This is a genomic window from Stutzerimonas kunmingensis, from assembly GCF_014764705.1.
In the GTDB taxonomy this organism is placed as follows: Bacteria; Pseudomonadota; Gammaproteobacteria; order Pseudomonadales; family Pseudomonadaceae; genus Stutzerimonas.
In genome coordinates, this window is record NZ_JACXXG010000018.1 from 1 (window position 1) to 14,682 (window position 14,682).

Consider the following 14,682-nt stretch of genomic DNA (forward strand, 5'->3'; position numbering starts at 1 on the left):
CAGGCTGAACCCTTGGGCACGGCTGATTTGAATGGTGGCGCGTTCTTCAACGCTGAGTTCGGAATAAGACATAGGGGCAGCACCGTACCGGAAAGGTCAGGTGTTGCACTCAGTTTTTGCCGCCGCCAGGTTTAAGCAATTACGTGGCAGGCGGCAGATTCGAGCAGTAGTTCAAAAAAACCAGGTTATCTGCGGCATTGACACTACGTTTGCGGCAAGGCGCTACACGGATTTCCGCAAGTATGCGCTTTCAGGTACGCACAGAGCCAGAAATCGAGCAAAGAAAAACCCGCCGAAGCGGGCTTTCCTCTCGTTACTTGGCGAACATTAACGGGCAACTTTGGCTTCGTTGCTCTGTTCGGCGCGGCCGTAAACGTCATCAAAGCGCTCGATGTCGTCTTCACCCAGATAGCTGCCGGACTGGACTTCGATGATCTCCAGCGGAATTTTCCCGGGGTTGGCCAGGCGATGCACTGACGTGATCGGGATATAAGTCGACTGATTTTCGGTGAGCAGGAAAGTCTTGTCGTTGCAGGTGACCTGAGCGGTACCGGAAACAACGATCCAATGCTCGGCGCGATGGTGGTGCATCTGCAGGGAGAGGCTGGCCCCTGGGTTCACGCAGATACGCTTGACCTGGAAGCGGCCACCCATGTCCACCGAGTCATACCAGCCCCAAGGGCGGTACACGGCGCAGTGGTTCTTGGTTTCGCTGCGGTCCTGAGCGTCGAGCTTGCTGACCAGCTTCTTGACGTCCTGCACCTTGTCCTTGTGGGCAACCATCATGGCGTCCTTGGTCTCCACCACCACGATGTTTTCCAGGCCGAGCACGGTGACCAGTTTGCCGTTGCCGTGTACCAGGCAGTTGCGAGAGTCTTCGGCGATCACGTCGCCCTTGAGGACGTTGCCGTTCTCGTCCTTCTCGTGCACATCCCAGATCGAAGACCAGGAGCCGACATCGCTCCAGCCAGCCGACATGGGCACTACGCAAGCCAGTTGAGTCTTTTCCATCACTGCATAGTCGATGGAATTGTCCGGGCAGCAGGCGAAGGTGGCGGGGTCGATCAGCACTTCTTCGCCGTTCTTCACGCTGCGCTCCAGAGCGAGCGAGCAGGTATCGTAGATGTCCGGATCGTGCTTCTTCAGTTCTTCCAAGAACACGCTGGCGCGGAACAGGAACATGCCGCTGTTCCAGAAATAGTCACCTGACTCCAGATAGCTCTGGGCGCGAGCCTCGTCCGGCTTCTCGACGAACTGCGCCACGCGCTTGATGCCATCGGGCAAGCCATGATTGGCGTCCTGGCTGGCCTTGATATAACCGAAACCGGTTTCAGGACGGGTTGGGGGGACACCGAAAAGGACCATCTCGCCGTTTTCCGCGGCATTGGTCGCCAGTGCCAGGGAGCGCTGGAAGGCCTTCTGGTCTTCGATGACGTGGTCGGCCGGCAGGACCAGCAGCAGCTCGTCGCGTCCCTCTTCAACCAGCTTCATCGCCGCGATCCCAATGGCCGGTGCGGTGTTACGACCGAAAGGCTCGAGCAGAAGGCCTTGAACGCCGAGTTTGCGCGCGGCCAGCTGCTCCTTGACGATGAAACGGTGGTCCTTGTTGCAGACCAGCAGCGGTTGCTGCATGCCATCGAATGCCAGGCGTTCGACGGTCTGCTGGAACAACGTCTGCTCGCCGGTCAGGGCAAGAAACTGCTTGGGGAACGACTTGCGGGAAAGGGGCCACAGTCGGGAGCCGCTACCGCCTGAAAGAATAACCGGGATCATATTGCTTCTCCTGAATCGTTTCGAAGGTCGTTCTACTTGTCCGGTGACGCCGGCCTCTTGGCCGCGCCTGGGTTGTTGCTGTTCTTTGTCGGGGGAATCGCCAGTTGGCTGGACGAAATCCGCTGTCCCGAGGCATGCCTCGAGATTGAAATCTGCTGTCTGGTTAATCGCCTGGATGGCGCACCGTGGCCGTTCAGGCCGCATGTGTCTCGGGCGAGATGTCGATCATGGTCATCTGCACCGGGCGCTCGTGGTCGGCGTTTGGCGCACCACTGAGGAGCGCCATCGTCGCGCGCGGTGCGTGGCACCTGCCGGTCGAACGGGAGTGATGCGCTTGCATGGCCGTAACCCTCTGTTCGTGCCTTGCTCGGCGTTTGCCGTGTCAGATGCCGCGTAGGCTCTGCTCGACGCCGCGGCTGTCGGCTGGATAATCAGCCGTATCGCCGTCTGAAGTTGCGTTACCGCCAAGATCGACTGACGATCTCGAACGGAGCGATCTGCGAAATCGATGACCCAATGCACGTTCATGTGCGACTTCCCTTTCCACCTGGAATTGTCGGTACGCGCTTATGATTGCTAGCCACGCTGGATAGTTCCCGCCTCGGCAACCGTTGATCGGCGAGTTTTTGCGAACGGATTCAAGGTGCGCTCACCGGCCCGGCGGAATGCGGAGGGTTGATCGGGCGGTGTTGGTAGAGGCTGTGGGGCGTGCTGGGCGGACCCGCTAATGGGGTCGGTGAGGGCGGCGGCAGCGCCCTTGCAGGGCCCTCCGCCGGCATTGAGTTGTTACTGGTCGGCGGCGTCGCGCAGGAATACCAAGCGGTCGCTGGTCGAATCATCCCGACTGTAGCGGTAGCCCTGGTAGTCGAATTCCGGCAGCTGATCAGGGTTGCCGATACGCTCCTTGATCACCCAGCGTGCCATGAGGCCCCGAGCCTTCTTGGCGTAGAACGAGATGATCTTGTACTGGCCGTTCTTCATGTCCTTGAAGTCGACGTTGATGACCCGTGCGTTCAACGCCTTGGGTTTGACCGCGCTGAAGTACTCGTTGGAGGCCAGATTCAGCAGGACATCGTCACCCTGCTCGACAAGCGCCTCGTTCAGCCAGCCAGTGATGCGCTCGCCCCAGAATGCGTACAGATCCTTGCCTCGCGGATTGGCCAGTTTGGTGCCCATTTCCAGCCGATACGGCTGCATCAGGTCCAGCGGGCGCAACAGGCCGTAGAGCCCCGACAGCATGCGCAGATGCTCCTGTGCGAACAGCAGGTCGCTCTCGGTGAAATCCTCGACGCTCAGACCGGTGTAGACATCGCCCTTGAAGGCGAGCAGTGCCTGCTTGGCATTCTCCGGCGTGAAGTCAGCCGACCAACTGCCGTAGCGCGCGACGTTCAGGGCGGCCAGCTTGTCGGAAAGGTGCATGAGTTCGCTGATCTGCGCTGGCGAGTAATCGCGCAACAGGTCGATCAGCAGTTGCGAGTGCTCCAGGTACTGAGGCTGAGTGAAGCGTTCGGTTATCGGGGGTGTTTCATAGTCGAGCGTCTTGGCGGGGGAAATCACCATCAGCATGTACGGGTCTCCTGTCTGATGGCGCGATTGTAGGGGTACGAGCGGAGCGGCTCCAGCTATGGCGGCCATAGGCAACGGTTGACCTTCCCCGCGTGGCAAGGCACAAGCTGGAAGGCGTCAATCAAGGAGTTCGTATGTCTGGCTGCAATCATGCGCAATGGCAACCACCTCACGACTACCGTCCGCTGGAGCGCAACTCCGAGCGTCAGACCTGGGCGGTGGTCATTCTGACCGGCTTGACCATGTTGGTGGAGATCATCGCCGGTTACTGGTTCAACTCCATGGCGTTGCTGGCGGACGGCTGGCATATGGCCTCGCACATGGTCGCCATCGGCCTGGCGGCGTTGGCGTATCTGCTGGCTCGGCGCTACGCGGCGGACCAGCGTTTCGCGTTCGGAACCTGGAAGATCGAGGTGCTGGCCGGTTTCACCAGCGCCTTGCTGCTGGTCGTCGTGGCGCTGTTCATGATCGGCGAATCGCTGTCGCGGCTCTGGTCGCCGGTCGCGATTGGTTTCGATGCAGCGTTGATGGTCGCCGTGATCGGCTTGCTGGTGAATCTGCTGTCCGCCTGGTTGCTGCGGGATCAGCATGACCACGGTCACGGTCACGGTCACGACGAGCATGCGCATGCGCATGCTCATGAGCATGAACACGCTTCGGGTGGCAAGGACCTGAATCGGCACGCCGCCTTCATCCATGTGCTGACCGATGCGCTGACGTCGGTGGCTGCGATCATCGCGCTGCTGGGCGGCAAGTTCTTCGGCTGGAGCTGGCTGGACCCGGTGATGGGTATCGTCGGCGCGATGGTGATCCTTGTATGGGCGCGCGGCCTGTTGCGCGATACCGCCAAGGCGCTGCTCGATCGGGAGATGGATGATCCGCTGGTGCACAGGGTTCGGGAAGCGCTGCAGGAGGTGCCGGATACCGAGGTCGCCGATCTGCATCTGTGGCGGGTAGGGCGGTCGCAATACAGCTGCATCCTGAGCCTGGTGACGCATCAGGCGCACACCGCCGACCACTACAAGGCTGCGTTGCAGGGCTTCCCACAGCTGGTGCACATCACCGTGGAAGTGAATCGCTGCGACGAAATCGCGCACCTTGATCATCGACAATAGCGCGCCTGAAATACGCGCGCCAAGGCCGTTTGGTCGATTCGTGAAAAAAAGTCGGAGTTCAACGGAAAAGTCTTTTGTCTGTCATAACTTTTACGGTATTACCGAATTCAGACCGCCGAACCCTGCGCCACAGGTGGCGGCTCCTGGGCAGCCCCGAATCCACCGGCTACCCTCGTCCGCTCACCTGAATCGCATGGCGGTTACTGTGCAGCGAAGCGCTTTTGGCTCTTCGTTTCTGGCCCCAGAAGAAGGTGATCGGTATGGATGACTACGGCAGACCTCGCGCGACCCAGCCCACGCTCTACGTCCTCGACACGAATGTACTGATCCACGATCCCAACGCTTTGCTGAACTTCCAGGAACATCAGGTCGCCATCCCGATGACCGTGCTGGAGGAACTCGACCAACTCAAGGCCGGCAAGCACAGCGTCGCAGCCGAGTGTCGTCAGGCAATCCGCTTGATCGACAAGCTGCTCGGTGACGCCACGCCGGAAGAGGTCGAGCTCGGCGTGCCGATCCAGCGCGGCAAGAGCGGGCCTTCCGGCAGTCTTTCGATCCTCATGAGCAAGCGTGGCGAGTCCAACGCGTTGCCGGAGGATCTGAACGACAACAAGATCATCAATCAGGTAGTCGAGCTGAGCCGGCAGCGTCCCGGCTTGCCTGTGGTGCTGGTGACCAAGGACATCAACATGCGCCTGAAGGCGCGTGCCTGTGGCGTAGCGGCGGAGGATTACCATACCGATCAGCTGGTCGATGACGTCGGCCAGCTTTCCCCCGGCTATCACAGCGTCAGCGGCTCGTTCTGGGATCGCGTGAGCAAGGTCGAGACCCATCAGGGGCATGGGCGCACCTGGCACCGCGTACAGCTGACCGACAACCTCCCCGCGGTACACATCAACGAGTTCATCATCGACGAACAGGGCTTTGTCGGCTGGATCAAGGGCATCAAGGCCGATGAGCTGCTGCTCCTCGACCTGCATCAGGAGCCGCTGCTGCATCAGGAGGCCTGGGGCCTGCGCCCGCGGGACATCCATCAGGCATTGGCGCTGTTCGCCTTGCTCGACCCGGATATCCATCTGGTCAACCTGTCCGGCGCCGCCGGTTCGGGCAAGACCATTCTCGCGCTGGCTGCGGCCATCGAGCAGACCGTGGTCAGCAAGCGCTACCGGCGCATCATTGCCACCCGCAGCGTGCAGGGGCTGGACGAGGACATCGGCTTTCTGCCCGGCACCGAGGCCGAGAAGATGGAGCCGTGGCTGGGTGCAATCACCGATAACCTCGAAGCGCTGCACATGGAGGACGAGAACACCCACGGCAGCATCGACTACATCCTGCAAAAGGTGCCGCTGCAGTTCAAATCGCTGAACTACATCCGCGGTCGCAGCTTCCAGCAGAGCCTGATCCTGATCGACGAATGCCAGAACCTCACGCCGCACCAGATGAAGACCATCATCACCCGTGCGGGCAACGGTTCGAAGGTGGTCTGTCTGGGCAATCTGGCACAGATCGACACTCCGTATCTGTCGGCGACCAGTTCGGGGCTTACTTACCTGACCGAGCGCTTCAAGGATTTCTCCCACGGCGTGCACATCACCTTGCAGGGTGTACCGCGTTCGGTGCTGGCCGAATACGCCGAAGCGCACATGTAGCGGAGGCGCGTGCGGCGATGCCCGGTAGTACCTCTTATGGGGGCGGGTTCATCGCCGGCGGCTGCGGTAGACTCGTGATTTTCCGATCAGGAGCGCCGAATGCTCACCCATCTCGATTCCCAAGGCCGGGCCAGCATGGTCGACGTCACCGACAAGGCCGTGACCGCGCGTGAAGCCGTGGCCGAGGCCCGCGTGCGCATGCTGCCGCAGACCCTGCAGATGATCCAGCAGGGCGGTCATCCCAAGGGCGATGTCTTCGCCGTGGCGCGCATCGCCGGCATCCAGGCGGCAAAGAAGACCTACGAACTGATTCCGCTGTGTCATCCGCTGCTGCTCACCAGCATCAAGGTCGAGCTGCAGGCGGATGGTGAAGACTGCGTACTGATTCGTGCTGCCTGCAAGCTGGCCGGGCAGACTGGTGTCGAGATGGAAGCGTTGACCGCTGCCAGCGTCGCTGCGCTGACCATCTACGACATGTGCAAGGCCGTGGATCGCGGCATGGTCATCGAAGGCGTGCGCCTGCTGGAAAAACTCGGCGGCAAGAGCGGTCACTGGCAGGTGCCGGCATGATTACCGTCCAGTTCTTTGCCCGTTATCGCGAAACCCTCGGCACTGATGGCGAGCGCCTGCAGTGGGATGCTTCGCTCGCCAACGTGGATGACGTGCGCCAGCAGCTGCTTGCGCGGGGCGGTGTCTGGGAGGTGCTTGCCGAGCAGAACCTGATGTGTGCCCGAAATCAGGAACTCTGTGGTCTCGATGAGCCGATCACCGATGGCGATGAAGTCGCTTTCTTTCCTACCGTGACCGGAGGCTGAGCATGGCGGTTCGTGTACAGACGGCAGCGTTCGATCCGGGGGCCGAACTCAATGCGCTGCATGCGGCCAACCTGGGGATTGGCGCGGTCGCCGGGTTCGTCGGTTACGTAAGGGATTTCAATGATGGGCAGGATGTCGCCGGAATGTTCCTCGAACATGCGCCGGGGATGACCGAAAAGGCGCTGGAGAAAATCATTATCGAGGCGGAGCAGCGCTGGCCATTATTGCGGCTCGACGTGCTGCATCGCGTCGGGCCCCTGGAGCCAGGTGAGCCCATCGTCTTCGTCGGCGCGGCGAGCGCCCATCGCGACGCTGCCTTCGATGCCTGTCGCTTCGTGATGGATTATCTGAAGACGCGGGCGCCGTTCTGGAAGAAGGAAACCACGCCGTCCGGGCCACGCTGGGTTGAGGGCCGCGCGAGTGATCAGGTCGCGGCTGGGCGTTGGCGCGAGAACGGCTGAGCCGTCAATAGAAGGTGATGTACATCTTGAAGGCCAGCGTCGAGAACATGGTGAGCACGCCCAGGCCAAGAAGGCCCACGCCCCAGTCCCGGTCCCGGTAGTTGAAACCTACGCAGAGCAGGATGAAGCCGATGATGATTAGCGACAGTAGCCAGTGCATGCTGTCCATCGATGTCTCCTCGAGTTCCGATCTAGCTATCACTCTAGCCGCTTGACCTCTGTTGAGGCCTGATTCAGGTCATTGATGGAGGAGGTGATTGACGGTCGCAGGGGCGCGGCGAATACCGCGCCCAATAGGCTCAGCGCGAGTGAGGGACCGGGGCGAGCAGTTCCGCCGGCGGCATTTCGCACTGAATCTTGCGGCCAATCAGCGCTTCGATCGGCGGCAGGGCGAAGGAGTCGTCCTCGCCCGCGAAGCTGATCGACGTGCCGCTGGTGCCGGCACGGCCGGTGCGGCCGATGCGGTGCACGTAGTCATCCGGATCTTCCGGCAGCGTAAAGTTGATCACGTGGCTGATGCCGTCGACATGGATGCCTCGACCGGCGACATCGGTCGCCACCAGTACCCGAATCTTGCCCTCGCGGAAACCTTCCAGCGTGCGGATGCGCTTGTGCTGCGGCACGTCGCCGGACATCTGCGCGGCGCTGATGCCGTCCCGGGTCAGGCGTTCCTCGATGCGCCGCACTTCATCCTTGCGGTTGGCGAAGACCATCACCCGAGTCCAGTCATTCTGGGTGATCAGGTTGTACAGTAGCTTGTACTTGTCGCTGCCAGCCACGGCGAATACGTGTTGCTCGACGGTGTCGCTGGCGACGTTTTCCGGCTCGATCTCGACCACGGCGGGGTTGGTCGTCCACTGCTGCGCCAGGTTCATCACGTCATCGGTGAACGTGGCTGAGAACAGTAGGGTCTGGCGTTCGCTCTTGGGCGGCGTCTGCCGGATGATCTGGCGGACCTGCGGAATGAAGCCCATGTCGAGCATGCGATCGGCTTCATCCAGCACCATCACCTCGACCATGTCCAGATGCACCTCGCCGCGCTGGTTGAAATCCAGCAAGCGCCCGGGCGTGGCAACCAGGATGTCGCAGAATTTCGATTCCAGCAGCTTGAGCTGCTTGTCGAAGTCCATGCCGCCGACGAAGCTCATCACGTTCAGGTTGGTGTACTTGGTCAGGTCCAGCGCGTCATTGGCGATCTGCACCACGAGTTCACGGGTCGGTGCGATGATCAGTGCGCGCGGTTCGCCCATATAGCGGTCCCGCGGCGGTGGAGTGTCGAGCAGCTGTGTGATGGTGGAGATGAGAAACGCAGCCGTCTTGCCGGTGCCGGTCTGGGCGCGGCCAATGGCGTCTCTGCCGGCGAGGGTATAGCCGAGTACCTGGGCCTGGATCGGCGTGCAGTAGGGAAAACCCAGGTCATGAATTGCGTGCATCAGCTCGGGTGCGAGCTTGAAGTCGTGGAAGCGGGTCTTGCCTTCGGCCGCTTCGACCTCGAAGTCCTCCAGCTTCCAGGCCGGAGCGGCGGGTTTTGGCGGCTTGCTGCTGCGTTGACGGCGCGGCTTTTCGGCGGCGCGCTCAGCGGGCTGCGGCTTGGGTTGAGTCTCAGGCGTCGTTGCTTGCTGCGGGGCGCTGTGTTGACCCTCGTGGTCGGCGGCGCGCACGTCATCGGCTGCGCTGGCCCGTACATCCGGGGCATTGCCAAAGATTTTCTTGAGTGCTTTGAGCACGGTCTTCTCGTCATTTATTAGGAAAGTGTCGCGCGCCAGTGTAATGCAAGACGCATGCATGGCGAAGCCTCGCGCACGGGAAGGCTTGACTTCCAGCGGGCGCACTCGCGCCTGGAGTATTGTTGTGCGATACCGCGCGGGCCCGGTCAGGGCCTTGGGGCATGGCCGTGCCTGATGCCAGGTTCAAGCGTGGCAGGATGCTGGCCGCGCTTGAGCCTGCCAGGTGGCGGACGGTCAAGCGCGCCGCCCATCCTTCCTTTGATGAACAGGCAACCGGAGCTGGTGCTCAGGAGGCGGCATCTTCGCCAAGCAAAGGTGCGAGCCAGTTGCCGATGTCGCGGATTTCCTCCGGGAGCACCTCGTGGCTCATCGGGTACTCGCGCCAAGTGACATTGACGCCGGCGTCGTGCAGGCACTGAAAGGCGGCACGGCCCATCGCAGGCGGCACTACATCATCGCGGCTGCCATGCAGGCATAGCGCCGGATAGCGCCGGACATCATCGGAAAGCTCGAGGCGCTCGGCAAATGTCGGGGCATAGGTGGACAGTGCGATGACGCCGCCCAGCGGGCCCTGCCAGCGCAGAAATGCCGTATGCAGCACCACCGCGCCGCCTTGGGAGAAGCCGGCGAGAAAGATGCGTGCCGGATCGATGCCCGCGTCACGCTGTGCTTCGATCAGACCGATGACCTGTTGCGCTGATGCCTCGAGTTGCTCGCGATCGATCGCGCGGGCTGGGCTCATGGCCAGGATGTTGTACCAGCTGGGCATGCTCCAGCCACCGTTGATGGTTACCGGACGCGTCGGTGCCTGCGGCAGAACGAAGCGAGTGCTATGAAGCTTCTGCTGCAGCGCTTCGGCCACAGGTAGGAAGTCATAGCGATCAGCGCCCAGGCCATGCAGCCAGATGATGCACGCATCGGCAATGCCATTGGGTTCGAGGATCAATGGTTCGCTCATAGATCGGCTCCAGTTGGGGGCAAGTTGCCTCGTCTTGGGGCATTACGTGCCACCGGCGAGGGAGTGGCGCGAGGTTACCCGCTCGCGCACTTCGATAGAACCCGCAACCTGGCGTATCCAGCTCATTGCCGGATGAGCTGGTACGCGCCTTGCTAAGTTCAGTTCGACTCAGAAGGGAACGGCTCGCATGAGCGAGTCGAGGTAATGGCACAAAGAACATTGCCGATCATCCACGGACGACTAGACTCAGGTCAGGCTGCGCCGCTTCGCTGCTGCCGGTTATGCATCGAGGGGCAACAGGCCCGAACCCGAGAATAAGAAAGCAAACTGGAGGTTTCGATGATTAGGGTGAAATCCACACTGGCTGCGCTGGGTGCAGCGTCACTGCTGGGAATCAGCGGGCTGGCGCAAGCGGGGGCGACCCTCGATGCAGTGCAGAAGAAAGGATTCGTGCAGTGCGGCATCAGTGATGGCCTTCCGGGCTTTTCCTACGCCGATGCAAAGGGGCAATACCTGGGGATCGACGTGGATGTCTGTCGCGCGGTGGCCGCGGCCGTGTTCGGTGACGCCAGTAAGGTCAAGTACAGTCCGTTGACCGCCAAGGAGCGCTTCACCGCGCTGCAATCCGGTGAAGTGGACATGCTGTCGCGCAACACCACCTGGACCAGCTCGCGTGATGCGGCGATGGGCCTGAATTTCACCGGCGTGACCTATTACGACGGTCAAGGCTTTCTGGTGAACAAGGAGCTGGGTGTCAAGAGTGCCAAGGAGCTGGATGGCGCGACTGTCTGCATTCAGGCAGGCACCACTACCGAACTCAATCTCTCCGACTATTTCCGCGCCAACAACCTGAAGTACACCCCCATCACCTACGACACCTCGGACGAAAGCGCCAAGTCACTGGAGTCGGGCCGTTGCGACGTGCTCACTTCCGACCAGTCGCAGCTCTACGCCCAGCGCATCAAGCTGGCAAAGCCTGATGACTACGTAGTGCTACCCGAAGTGATATCCAAGGAGCCCCTCGGCCCGGCGGTCCGCCAAGGCGATGAGGAATGGTTCGATATCGTGCGTTGGACCTTGTTCGCCATGCTCAACGCCGAGGAATTGGGCATCACTTCGGCAAACGTCGAAGAAAAGGCCAAGAGCACCAAGAACCCTGACGTCGCCCGGCTTTTGGGTGTCGAAGGGGAGTATGGCAAGGACCTGAAGCTGCCGAAGGACTGGGCGGTGCAGATCGTCAAGCAGGTCGGTAACTATGGCGAGATCTTCGATCGAAACGTCGGCGCCGGCAGCGAGCTGAAGATCGAACGTGGCCTCAATGCCCTGTGGAACAACGGCGGCGTGCAGTACGCCCCGCCGGTACGTTGACCAAGCGGGGCCGGCTACACCGGCCCCGTTTTCCAAAGGGAGAAGTGCCGCCGGCGCGCACAACGCGCCGGCGGTGCGGTATGAGGACATTCGATGCGAACCATCGACAATCCTAGGCCGGCTGGCGGGTCGCTATTGACCGACCCACGGGCACGCGCCTGGCTGTTTCAGATTCTGGCTGTAATCACCGTCGTAGCATTCGGCTGGTACCTTTTTCACAATACCCAGACCAACCTTGCCCATCGCGGCATTACCTCCGGCTTCGGTTTCCTTGAGAACGCCGCCGGCTTCGGCATATCCCAACACCTGATCGATTACAGCGAGAGCGACACCTACGGTCGCGTCTTCTGGGTCGGGCTGCTCAATACGCTGTTGGTCAGCGTCATCGGGATATTTCTCGCAACGGTGATGGGGTTCATCCTCGGCGTGGGACGCCTCTCGAGCAACTGGCTGATCCGTCAATTGGCGACGCTCTACATCGAGATATTCCGCAATATCCCGCCGTTGTTGCTGATCTTCTTCGTCTACTTCGCTGTGATCAGCCCGTTGCCTGGGCCGCGCAACAGCCTGAGCCTATGGGATGCGGTGTTCGTCAACAACCGTGGCGTGCAGATGCCGGCACCCAGCGCCGCCGATGGCTTCTGGTCATTCTGGCTGGCGTTGCTCGTGGCGCTGGTCGCGGTAGTCCTGCTCAACCGCTGGGCTCGGGCGCGGCGGCATGCCACCGGGCAGATGTTTCCGGTGTTCTGGACCAGTCTAGGGTTGTTTCTTGCCATCCCCTGGCTGATGACCTTCATTGCAGGCGTACCTTTCACCTGGGAAGTGCCGGAGTTGCAGCGCTTCAACATTCGCGGTGGTTGGGTGGTGATCCCGGAGCTGGTTTCGATCGTGGTGGCGTTGTCGGTGTATACCGCGGCGTTCATCGGCGAAACCGTGCGTTCAGGCATTCAGTCAGTCAGCCATGGCCAGACCGAGGCCGCCGCTTCGCTTGGGTTGCGCCCAGGCCAGGTATTGCGGCTGGTGATCGTGCCGCAAGCGTTGCGGGTGATCGTGCCGCCGCTGACCAGCCAATACCTGAACCTGGCAAAGAACTCGTCGCTCGCTGCTGCTATCGGTTATCCGGACATGGTGTCGCTATTCGCCGGCACGGTGCTCAATCAGACCGGGCAGGCCATCGAAACCATGGCCATCACCATGAGTGTCTATTTGGCCATCAGCATCAGCATCTCGCTGCTGATGAACTGGTACAACAAGCGCATTGCGCTGATCGAGCGGTGAGCGCATGACCATCCATACCTTCAAGCCCGACCTGCCGCCACCGACGATCAGCATCGGTGCGCTCGGCTGGCTACGGGCCAATCTGTTTTCCAGCTGGATCAATACCCTGCTGACGCTGGTAGGGCTATACCTGCTCTGGCTGATTGTGCCGCCGGTACTCGAATGGGCCATCTTCAAGGCCGACTGGACCGGTGAAACCCGCGCCGACTGCAGCCGCGAAGGCGCCTGCTGGGTGTTCATTCAGACCCGGTTCGGCCAGTTCATGTACGGCTTCTATCCGACGGAGCTGCGCTGGCGAGTCGATGCGGCAGCCTGGCTGGCGATCATCGGTGCGGCGCCGCTGTTCCTGCGGCAGATGCCACACAAGTTGCGCTACGGACTGGGCTATCTGCTGGTTTACCCGCTGCTAGCCTACTGGCTGCTGCATGGTGGCTTTCTCGGCCTGCAGACGGTGCCTACCAGTCAGTGGGGCGGGCTCATGCTGACCGTAGTGATCGCTGCCGTGGGCATTGCCGGTGCTTTGCCGCTGGGCATTCTGCTGGCATTGGGACGGCGCTCGGACATGCCGGCTATTCGCGTGCTCTGCGTGACCTTCATCGAGTTCTGGCGCGGCGTGCCGTTGATCACCGTGCTGTTCATGTCCTCGGTGATGCTGCCGCTGTTCCTGCCCGAAGGCATGAGCCTCGACAAGCTGCTGCGGGCAATGCTGATGGTGGTGTTCTTCGAGGCCGCCTACATCGCCGAGGTGGTACGTGGCGGTCTGCAGGCGATCCCCAAGGGGCAGTACGAGGCTGCGGCGGCCATGGGCCTGGGCTACTGGCGCAGCACGCTGCTGGTGATCCTGCCGCAGGCGCTGAAGCTGGTAATCCCAGGCATCGTCAACACCTTCATTGCCCTGTTCAAGGACACCAGCCTGGTGATCATCATCGGCCTGTTCGACTTCCTCAACAGCATCAAGCGCGCCACCGCGGACCCGGCCTGGCTAGGCATGTCCACCGAGGGTTACGTGTTCGCCGCGCTGGTGTACTGGATGTTCTGTTTCGGCATGTCCCGCTATTCGATGCGCCTGGAGCGCAAGCTGGACACCGGCCACAAGCATTAGGAGTGATATATGAGTGATTCAAACGCGCAGGCCGAGCAGAGCAGCGAGCCGGTCATCCGCATGCAGGGCGTGCACAAATGGTTCGGCCAGTTCCATGTACTCAAGGACATCAACCTCTCCGTGCGCCAGGGCGAGCGCATCGTGCTGTGCGGGCCTTCCGGCTCCGGCAAGTCCACCACCATTCGCTGCCTCAATCGCCTGGAGGAACACCAGCAGGGGCGCATCGTCATCAACGGCGTGGAGCTGACCAGCGACCTCAAGCAGATCGAGGCGATCCGCAGCGAAGTCGGCATGGTGTTCCAGCACTTCAACCTGTTCCCGCACCTGACCGTGTTGCAGAACTGCACCCTGGCGCCGATGTGGGTGCGCAAGCTGCCGCGACGGCAGGCCGAGGAAATCGCCATGCATTATCTGGAGCGCGTGCGCATCCCGGAGCAGGCCAACAAGTTTCCCGGCCAGCTCTCCGGCGGTCAGCAGCAGCGCGTGGCGATCGCCCGTGCGCTGTGCATGAAGCCGAAGATCATGCTGTTCGATGAGCCGACTTCGGCCCTCGACCCGGAAATGGTGAAGGAGGTGCTCGACACCATGGTCAGCCTCGCCGAAAGCGGCATGACCATGCTCTGCGTGACCCATGAGATGGGCTTCGCCCGCACCGTGGCGGATCGGGTGATCTTCATGGACAAGGGCGAGATCGTCGAACAGGCCGAGCCAGAGGTGTTCTTCACAAACCCGGTCAACGACAGGACCAAGCTGTTCCTCAGCCAGATCCTGCACTGATCCAAGCCGGGCCTGGCGTGCCGTCGGGAACACGCGGCGCCTGGCTGTGTTCAGCCTTAGCCTCGGCCGCCGTCATGGGCTAGAATACGCGCC

Annotated in this window: 14 protein-coding genes; 9 read left to right on the forward strand and 5 right to left on the reverse strand. The window is 61.4% G+C overall.

From position 1 onward, the window contains the following. Positions 1-327: 327 nt before the first annotated feature. Complete coding sequence (locus tag IEG05_RS14160; protein ID WP_042928557.1) at positions 328-1,773, reverse strand: mannose-1-phosphate guanylyltransferase/mannose-6-phosphate isomerase; 1,446 nt, start codon at positions 1,771-1,773, stop codon at positions 328-330. Positions 1,774-2,559: 786 nt separating this feature from the next. Continuing rightward, complete coding sequence (yaaA, locus tag IEG05_RS14165; protein ID WP_046620953.1) at positions 2,560-3,339, reverse strand: peroxide stress protein YaaA; 780 nt, start codon at positions 3,337-3,339, stop codon at positions 2,560-2,562. A gap of 134 nt (positions 3,340-3,473) precedes the next feature. Between yaaA and dmeF the strand changes: the two genes are divergently transcribed. From dmeF to moaE, 5 genes are all read left to right on the forward strand, one after another. Further along, positions 3,474-4,454, forward strand: coding sequence for a CDF family Co(II)/Ni(II) efflux transporter DmeF (dmeF, locus tag IEG05_RS14170; RefSeq protein WP_191122286.1), 981 nt, complete (start codon positions 3,474-3,476; stop codon positions 4,452-4,454). 260 nt (positions 4,455-4,714) lie between these two features. Continuing rightward, the gene (locus IEG05_RS14175; RefSeq protein ID WP_042928554.1) at positions 4,715-6,103 is read left to right on the forward strand and encodes a PhoH family protein; all 1,389 of its coding nucleotides are present in this window, start codon (positions 4,715-4,717) and stop codon (positions 6,101-6,103) included. Positions 6,104-6,202: 99 nt separating this feature from the next. Next, positions 6,203-6,673 carry a cyclic pyranopterin monophosphate synthase MoaC gene (gene moaC, locus IEG05_RS14180; RefSeq protein ID WP_014821260.1) on the forward strand — a complete coding sequence of 157 codons (471 nt, stop codon included), beginning with the start codon at positions 6,203-6,205 and terminating at the stop codon, positions 6,671-6,673. Then, positions 6,670-6,918, forward strand: coding sequence for a MoaD/ThiS family protein (locus IEG05_RS14185; RefSeq protein WP_046620946.1), 249 nt, complete (start codon positions 6,670-6,672; stop codon positions 6,916-6,918). The genes moaC and IEG05_RS14185 overlap by 4 nt, the downstream gene beginning before the upstream one ends. A gap of 2 nt (positions 6,919-6,920) precedes the next feature. After that, positions 6,921-7,379 (forward strand): molybdopterin synthase catalytic subunit MoaE, encoded by a 459-nt coding sequence (gene moaE, locus IEG05_RS14190; protein WP_046620945.1) that lies wholly within the window; start codon positions 6,921-6,923, stop codon positions 7,377-7,379. Between the two features lie 4 nt (positions 7,380-7,383). Here the strand turns inward: moaE and IEG05_RS14195 are convergent, their stop codons facing one another. The 3 genes from IEG05_RS14195 to IEG05_RS14205 form a co-directional block, all read right to left on the reverse strand. Next, on the reverse strand, positions 7,384-7,548 hold the full coding sequence (locus IEG05_RS14195; protein WP_014821257.1) for a hypothetical protein: 165 nt from the start codon (positions 7,546-7,548) through the stop codon (positions 7,384-7,386). Between the two features lie 130 nt (positions 7,549-7,678). Continuing rightward, a complete protein-coding gene (gene rhlB / locus IEG05_RS14200; protein WP_336509760.1) occupies positions 7,679-9,106 on the reverse strand; it encodes an ATP-dependent RNA helicase RhlB in 1,428 nt (475 codons plus the stop codon). 286 nt (positions 9,107-9,392) lie between these two features. Then, entirely contained in the window at positions 9,393-10,064 is a 672-nt protein-coding gene (locus IEG05_RS14205) for an alpha/beta hydrolase (protein WP_191122288.1), read from the reverse strand. A gap of 339 nt (positions 10,065-10,403) precedes the next feature. On the opposite strand from IEG05_RS14205, the gene IEG05_RS14210 reads away from it, so the two are divergent. From IEG05_RS14210 to IEG05_RS14225, 4 genes are all read left to right on the forward strand, one after another. Beyond that, on the forward strand, positions 10,404-11,432 hold the full coding sequence (locus IEG05_RS14210; protein ID WP_045666765.1) for an amino acid ABC transporter substrate-binding protein: 1,029 nt from the start codon (positions 10,404-10,406) through the stop codon (positions 11,430-11,432). 93 nt (positions 11,433-11,525) lie between these two features. Beyond that, positions 11,526-12,710, forward strand: a complete 1,185-nt coding sequence (locus IEG05_RS14215) for an amino acid ABC transporter permease (RefSeq protein WP_191122289.1) — start codon at positions 11,526-11,528, stop codon at positions 12,708-12,710. A gap of 4 nt (positions 12,711-12,714) precedes the next feature. Continuing rightward, positions 12,715-13,812 carry an amino acid ABC transporter permease gene (locus IEG05_RS14220; protein WP_014821252.1) on the forward strand — a complete coding sequence of 366 codons (1,098 nt, stop codon included), beginning with the start codon at positions 12,715-12,717 and terminating at the stop codon, positions 13,810-13,812. Positions 13,813-13,821: 9 nt separating this feature from the next. Next, positions 13,822-14,589, forward strand: coding sequence for an amino acid ABC transporter ATP-binding protein (locus tag IEG05_RS14225; protein ID WP_003303466.1), 768 nt, complete (start codon positions 13,822-13,824; stop codon positions 14,587-14,589). Positions 14,590-14,682: the final 93 nt, after the last annotated feature.

What these genes read in the sequence shown, in the direction of transcription:
- IEG05_RS14160 (WP_042928557.1), bottom strand. Translation starts at nt 1,773, where the DNA reads ATGATCCCGGTTATTCTTTCAGGCGGTAGCGGCTCCCGACTGTGGCCC.
- yaaA (WP_046620953.1), bottom strand. Translation starts at nt 3,339, where the DNA reads ATGCTGATGGTGATTTCCCCCGCCAAGACGCTCGACTATGAAACACCC.
- dmeF (WP_191122286.1), top strand. Translation starts at nt 3,474, where the DNA reads ATGTCTGGCTGCAATCATGCGCAATGGCAACCACCTCACGACTACCGT.
- IEG05_RS14175 (WP_042928554.1), top strand. Translation starts at nt 4,715, where the DNA reads ATGGATGACTACGGCAGACCTCGCGCGACCCAGCCCACGCTCTACGTC.
- moaC (WP_014821260.1), top strand. Translation starts at nt 6,203, where the DNA reads ATGCTCACCCATCTCGATTCCCAAGGCCGGGCCAGCATGGTCGACGTC.
- IEG05_RS14185 (WP_046620946.1), top strand. Translation starts at nt 6,670, where the DNA reads ATGATTACCGTCCAGTTCTTTGCCCGTTATCGCGAAACCCTCGGCACT.
- moaE (WP_046620945.1), top strand. Translation starts at nt 6,921, where the DNA reads ATGGCGGTTCGTGTACAGACGGCAGCGTTCGATCCGGGGGCCGAACTC.
- IEG05_RS14195 (WP_014821257.1), bottom strand. Translation starts at nt 7,548, where the DNA reads ATGGACAGCATGCACTGGCTACTGTCGCTAATCATCATCGGCTTCATC.
- IEG05_RS14205 (WP_191122288.1), bottom strand. Translation starts at nt 10,064, where the DNA reads ATGAGCGAACCATTGATCCTCGAACCCAATGGCATTGCCGATGCGTGC.
- IEG05_RS14210 (WP_045666765.1), top strand. Translation starts at nt 10,404, where the DNA reads ATGATTAGGGTGAAATCCACACTGGCTGCGCTGGGTGCAGCGTCACTG.
- IEG05_RS14215 (WP_191122289.1), top strand. Translation starts at nt 11,526, where the DNA reads ATGCGAACCATCGACAATCCTAGGCCGGCTGGCGGGTCGCTATTGACC.
- IEG05_RS14220 (WP_014821252.1), top strand. Translation starts at nt 12,715, where the DNA reads ATGACCATCCATACCTTCAAGCCCGACCTGCCGCCACCGACGATCAGC.
- IEG05_RS14225 (WP_003303466.1), top strand. Translation starts at nt 13,822, where the DNA reads ATGAGTGATTCAAACGCGCAGGCCGAGCAGAGCAGCGAGCCGGTCATC.